This is a genomic window from uncultured Marixanthomonas sp. (assembly GCF_963974425.1).
In the GTDB taxonomy this organism is placed as follows: Bacteria; Bacteroidota; Bacteroidia; order Flavobacteriales; family Flavobacteriaceae; genus Marixanthomonas.
This window is the reverse complement of sequence record NZ_CAXBCK010000084.1, coordinates 1-3,582: the sequence shown is the minus strand read 5'-3', so window position 1 is coordinate 3,582 and position 3,582 is coordinate 1. Positions and strand designations below refer to the sequence as shown.

5 protein-coding genes are annotated in these 3,582 nt (G+C 33.5%); all 5 read right to left on the bottom strand.

The window, feature by feature from the left end:
• Positions 1-68 precede the first annotated feature (68 nt).
• Positions 69-488, bottom strand: coding sequence for a hypothetical protein (locus AACZ92_RS16165; protein ID WP_339703627.1), 420 nt, complete (start codon positions 486-488; stop codon positions 69-71).
• 147 nt (positions 489-635) lie between these two features.
• Entirely contained in the window at positions 636-1,154 is a 519-nt protein-coding gene (locus AACZ92_RS16160) for a hypothetical protein (protein WP_339703624.1), read from the bottom strand.
• A gap of 3 nt (positions 1,155-1,157) precedes the next feature.
• Positions 1,158-2,069 (bottom strand): helix-turn-helix transcriptional regulator, encoded by a 912-nt coding sequence (locus tag AACZ92_RS16155; protein ID WP_339703621.1) that lies wholly within the window; start codon positions 2,067-2,069, stop codon positions 1,158-1,160.
• Positions 2,070-2,078: 9 nt separating this feature from the next.
• Positions 2,079-2,687, bottom strand: coding sequence for a hypothetical protein (locus AACZ92_RS16150; RefSeq protein ID WP_339703618.1), 609 nt, complete (start codon positions 2,685-2,687; stop codon positions 2,079-2,081).
• Positions 2,688-2,720: 33 nt separating this feature from the next.
• Positions 2,721-3,582: SDR family NAD(P)-dependent oxidoreductase (locus tag AACZ92_RS16145; protein WP_339703615.1), on the bottom strand; the 862-nt coding region annotated here is incomplete at its 5' end.

The window sequence follows — 3,582 nt, the reverse complement described above, 5'->3', positions numbered from 1 at the left end:
GGCCTATCTTAGCTCAGTTTTATAAAAATCATGGGGTTGTGCAACGGTTACCATTATTATAACGCGTTTTAATCAATTATTCTATCGAATGTTGAGTAAATAAATTTAGTTGATAATGAGTCTTGAACAATGTCAAATTTCAGATTAGTAAATTCTGCCCCTCTGCGACCAACTCCTTTTTTCTCTCTTATATTTTCCATCTTATCCCAATGATTCATTGATAGATGTAATATAGCACACAATCCTTCACCTTGAATATGGAAGTACAGGGATTCATTTTTATTTTCTTTTTCATATTTCTGAAGCCAGTATGTCAATTCTTTTTGATCAATAGTACCTAATTGTCTTGCTAATTCATCTTTATATTTTTCTGAATTAGGTTCGTAGTTTTCAAATATTGGATTTTCATTGTTGCATTTAGGACGGTCACAGGAGACTAAACAAATTGTTGATAGAACTAAAAATGTGTAAATTAATGTATGTTTCATTTCTTGAATGAGTTTTAATAGTCTCGTGTATGATTTAGTAGCTTGGTTTAAGCATTAAAGTTAGCAAATAAAAATAGATACAAAACTGAGAGAATTTTCATACGTAGACTATGCCTGACAATAAATTATACATCCTGTTGTGTGTCGTTATTTTTTAATTTCTTGTTCTATATCCATCATTTTTAATTCCTTGTAGTAGGCAGCCATTCTTGCATAGGCAGTTCCGTCAACTAACAAGATAACTATCAACATGGCAATAGTTGTTATGCTAATTGCACGCCAAGTTGGTGTGTTTACAAATAAAACTAGTAACGCTGCTACGATAATTATGATTGGAATAGCTTTAAAAGCGATTGTATTATATTCTTTGAGAGTTGCTTCGGCACGAGTGATTTCAGATGCTATAAACGCAGGGGCATCGGTATTATATGCAGTTTCAAACTGTGTAATCCTTGACTTATTGGTGAAAAACAATCCAAGACCTATGGTTAAAAGTAGAACACCTGCCACCAAGGTAGGAACTATGTACGCTCTGGCCATATCTGTTTTCCCTAACTGCCAAAACCCTAGACTTGCCGCTATAAACACAAGTGCGAAAAGAATAAAAAATGGGGTCGAAAAAAGTTCGGCCTTTGCCCAATCTGTTGCTGTTTTTAATATATCCATAATTCAATTCATTTTATATATTTCTCTGTACTCGGTTGGACTGATACCTTCTTTCTTTTTGAATAATCTCGAAAAATACTGCGGATATTCAAACCCTAAATCAAAAGCCACTTCCGAAATACTCTTATTTGGTTGCAATAAAATATTCTTTGCTTCTTCAATTAGATGTAATTGCAAATGTTCGGTTGTTGTTTTACCTGTTTCCTTTTTAAGAGTATCACTCAAGTAACGTTGTGAAACAGACATTTTATTTGCGATTTGCTCAATACTTGGAATGCCTTGTTCTTGCAGTTGCCCTGATTCAAAATATTCTGATAGTTGCAAATTAAATTGCTCTAACAAATTGTTAGATAGTTCTTTCCGATTTAAAAACTGCCTTTCATAGAAACGATTGGCATACTTTAACAAGGTATTTAATTGAGAAATAATAATCTCTTTACTGAAGACATCTTGGTTATTCTGATATTCAATTTGAATGTTTTCTACTATCGATTCTATCTGCTTTTCTTCTTTTGGGGAAAGGTGCAAGGCTTCATTTACTGAATAGGAAAAGAAACCATATTTCTTTATTTGTAGCGCTAATTCAGTTCCTTTCAAAAAATCTTCGTGGAAGTTTATCGAAAAACCTTTTTGCTCAAAAACGACACTCTCATCCCATTTTAAAACTTGTCTTGGTGCAATGAAAATCAAAGCGCCATTAGTGAAATCATATTTTGTTCGTCCGTAGTTTAAATCTCCGGCTACATATTTTTTAAAACTTATAGAATAGCAATCATTCATAATTGGTGGCGAGCTCTCTCTTGGACAAGGTAAGTAGCCGTCGCCTTTAGAGTTAAACACACTCAACATAGGATGCTCTGGTTCTGGGAGTCCTAAATAACTTAAATAGGATGATAATGTTTTAAAATGTTGCATACTACTATTTTATTTTTTTTTCATCTCTCCTAAGTTAGTAACAATATTAGCTGGTCCTTCAGGAAACCAAGATTTTATTAAAAACCTAGGAATAGAACCTACAGGGATATAATTAGCGTTGTAGGTGATTTTAGTTGTAAAATTATTGATTTTTTTAAATTCATAAATTACTTTGTAGGTAGTCATTCTTTCCACATCAGATTTTTTATAATCATTAGATATTGAAGCTGCAGTAAAGGTTAGTTTATTATCTTCTATAACTCGGCTAATTTTTATAACAATATCGCTGTTAGGTAATGGCCAAGGTGCATCAAAAAAATAGTAGGCTAACCATTCGTTATCAGATATTTTTTTAAATTCTTCAGTTGTCGTGGTTCGTTCTAAAAAATATTTGTGATTGCTAGTGTTAGAGAAATAGGCATCTAATTCTTCTAGTGACACATTAGCTGTAGTTTGTGCAATGTAATAAAAATGTGTTCCTTTATTTTCCTTTACTAGCTCGTATTTTACAGTTGATTTTCCATCCTTAGATTTTTCAGTAATCCAGTTTCTTTCTTGTGAAAACACACAGAAAGAAGATAGTAGTGCAATTATACAGATGAGTTTTATGTTGTTCATGTGGCTTATATGTAATTGTTGTTAATTTAGATTTTAAATATTCCATGTTATACCTGTTTCTTTTTCTGAAAGCTCCCAAAGTCTTTTAGAAATAATTTTATCTTTAGCGTGTGGTTCTAATGTATGTGCTCCAACAGGACCTGTCCAATTACTTTTACCTGTTGGTCCATAAAAACCACTTTGGTCAAGGTTTGGTTCTGTAGCACACATCAACTGTGGATAAGCCCCTTTTTCAGCCGATTGTACTAACGGTGATAATTTCATTAGTTGCCAAACAAATCGAGTCGTTAAGCTACCACTGGTTTTAATTAAAGAAGTTTTAGAAGCACCTGGATGACAAGCATACACTTTCACATCTGTTTTACCTGCTTGTTGTAGGCGGTCTTGTAATTCGTAAACACACATAATTTGTGCTAATTTACTTTGGCTGTATACACCATTTGGACTGTAGTTTTTATCCCAGTTTAAATCGTCAAACTGTATGGTTTTAATCCCTAAATTATAACCCATACTTCCAACGGTTACAATTCTCCCTTCTGATTTTTCTATTAGTGGAAATAATAAAGCTTGCAGCGTGAAATTCCCGAAGTGGTTTGTTCCCATTTGGCTTTCCCAACCGTCCACAGTTAGGGTTTGTTTTGGCACTTGGGCAATTGCGGCGTTACAGATAAGTGCGTCGATTTGAGGCACAGTTATTAAAACTTCTTCAGCCGCTTTTTTTACAGAGGCTTGTTCTGCCAAATCCATTTTTATAGCTAAAACGTCTATGTGGTTTCCAAGTTCCTGTTTTAACGTTTTAATGGTGTCTTCTGCTTTCTTTGGGTTTCGATTAAGCATGACTGTAGGCTTCCCCTTTTTAGGACACCTTAAAATTCGATAAATAATTATTATTAAG

Coding starts and splice junctions, on each gene's coding strand:
- AACZ92_RS16165 (WP_339703627.1), bottom strand. CDS start 488: ATGAAACATACATTAATTTACACATTTTTAGTTCTATCAACAATTTGT.
- AACZ92_RS16160 (WP_339703624.1), bottom strand. CDS start 1,154: ATGGATATATTAAAAACAGCAACAGATTGGGCAAAGGCCGAACTTTTT.
- AACZ92_RS16155 (WP_339703621.1), bottom strand. CDS start 2,069: ATGCAACATTTTAAAACATTATCATCCTATTTAAGTTATTTAGGACTC.
- AACZ92_RS16150 (WP_339703618.1), bottom strand. CDS start 2,687: ATGAACAACATAAAACTCATCTGTATAATTGCACTACTATCTTCTTTC.